2 protein-coding genes are annotated in these 1,915 nt (G+C 39.1%); both read right to left on the bottom strand.

Annotation, left to right across the window (positions count from 1 at the left end; genetic code table 11):
- Positions 1–498: Hcp family type VI secretion system effector (locus VXQ92_RS16330; RefSeq protein ID WP_416682536.1), on the bottom strand; the 498-nt coding region annotated here is incomplete at its 3' end.
- 49 nt (positions 499–547) lie between these two features.
- On the bottom strand, positions 548–1,915 hold a 1,368-nt coding region (tssC, locus tag VXQ92_RS16335; protein ID WP_416682537.1), incomplete at its 5' end, for a type VI secretion system contractile sheath large subunit.

The following is a 1,915-nucleotide window of genomic DNA, read 5'->3' on the forward strand; positions in this document are numbered from 1 at the left end:
TGCGTAAGAAGCTGTATTATTAGAAAGTGACCATTTCTTAGTAACAGCACCTTTAGCAGTACCGTTAATATCTTGTTGGTTATAAGTCCACTCAACAGCAGCATATTTCAAACCGAATGCTTCTGTAGGAACGCCTTCTTCGTTAACAGTTGGAGTCACACTAGAAACTAAAACGTGCTTCAATTTGATTTGTAAGTACTTGATACGTTTATCGCCATTTGCGCGATAGAAGTCGATTTGTACTTCATCAAATGTGTAACCAGCTGAACAAGCTTCCCATAATTTAGGGCTAGTTGCGTCTAAGTCTTTCACGAAAACCATGTCAGAATGTTCAACACGTTCAGCAGTGTGGCCGCCTACACTACTTGAAGTAGCAGATTTAGGTTGACGGATGTTATGAGACCAAGAGTTAACTTCTAACCAACCTTTGTGCTCAGAATCACGAGATTCTCCATCAACTTTATATTTACCGCGAAACTCAACGTATATATCTTTCATTTAGAACTTTCCTATTTTTAATTTAAAGTTATTCTTTAGCTGACCTTGATTAATTTGAGGACTGAGGTAACTCAGTGACAAGTCGTAAAGAAACCGACAACTCATCCAGCTGGAAATGTGGTCGCAAGAAAACCACAGATTTGTAGTGACCTGGTTGAGCAGGATCTTCTACAACTTTTACAGACGCTTCACGTAACGGGTATTGAGCTTTTGCTTCTTGAGAAGCACCATCGTCAAGTAAGACATACTGTGACAACCACTCATTTAAGAATGCTTCAACATTTCCAGCAGAAGCAAAGCTACCCACTTTATCTCGCATCATTGCTTTTAAGTAATGTGCAATACGTGAAACAGCCATGATGTACTGAATCTGACTTGATAAAGCCGAGTTTGCATTGGCTGTATCATTGTCATATTTTTTAGGTTTTTGAGTTGATTGCGCGCCAAAGAAAGCTGCGTAATCTGTATTTTTACAATGTACTAACGGAATGAAGCCTAGATCGCTTAACTCTTTTTCACGGCGATCCGTGATTGCAATTTCAGTTGGACACTTGAATACCACTTCGCCATCTTGTGTTTTAAAAGTATGTACTGGCAAGCCTTCAACTAAACCACCACCTTCAACACCGCGAATAGCAGCACACCAACCATGCATATCAAATGCATTTGTTAAGCGAGTACCAAAAGCATAAGCTGCATTCATCCACAAATATTCATTGTGGTCTTCACCAGAAACATCTTCAATAAAATTAAAGCCTTCTGTCGCAGTACCTTCTTTTGGATGATATGGGAGACGACCCAAGACATGAGGCAAAGTCAATGCAACATAACGTGAGTCTTCACTATCACGGAACGAACGCCATTGAACATATTCAGCGGTTTCAAAGATTTTTGAAACATCTCTAGGACGATCAATATCTGTAAATGATTCAAGGCCTAAAATGCTCGGACTAGCAGCTGAAATAAATGGTGCATGTGCTGCCGCTGCAACATGAGAGATTTGCTCAAGCAAATACATATCAGATGGAGTACGATCAAACTCAAAATCACCAATTAATGCTGAGTATGGTGCACCACCAAAAGAGCCGTATTCTTCTTCGTAGATTTTCTTAAACAAAGTGCTTTGATCAAAGTCTGTAGCACCTTGGAAATCTTTTACCAACTCTTTCTTAGTCGTATTGAGCATACGAATTTTAATGAGCGGATTTGAAGGCGTTTCCTGACAAAAGTAATAAAGACCACGCCAAGTTGACTCAATTTTTTGGAATTGTTCATTGTGCATGATCTGACTTAACTGCTTTGAAATCAGAGCATCAATTTCTGCAATACGCTTATCAATTGATAAAGTCATATTTTCAGAAACAGTAATGGTTCCTGCCATTACTTCTTTAGCAAGCTCACCAATTAAGCTTTTAGC

It is taken from the genome of Acinetobacter sp. 228 (assembly GCF_048147885.1).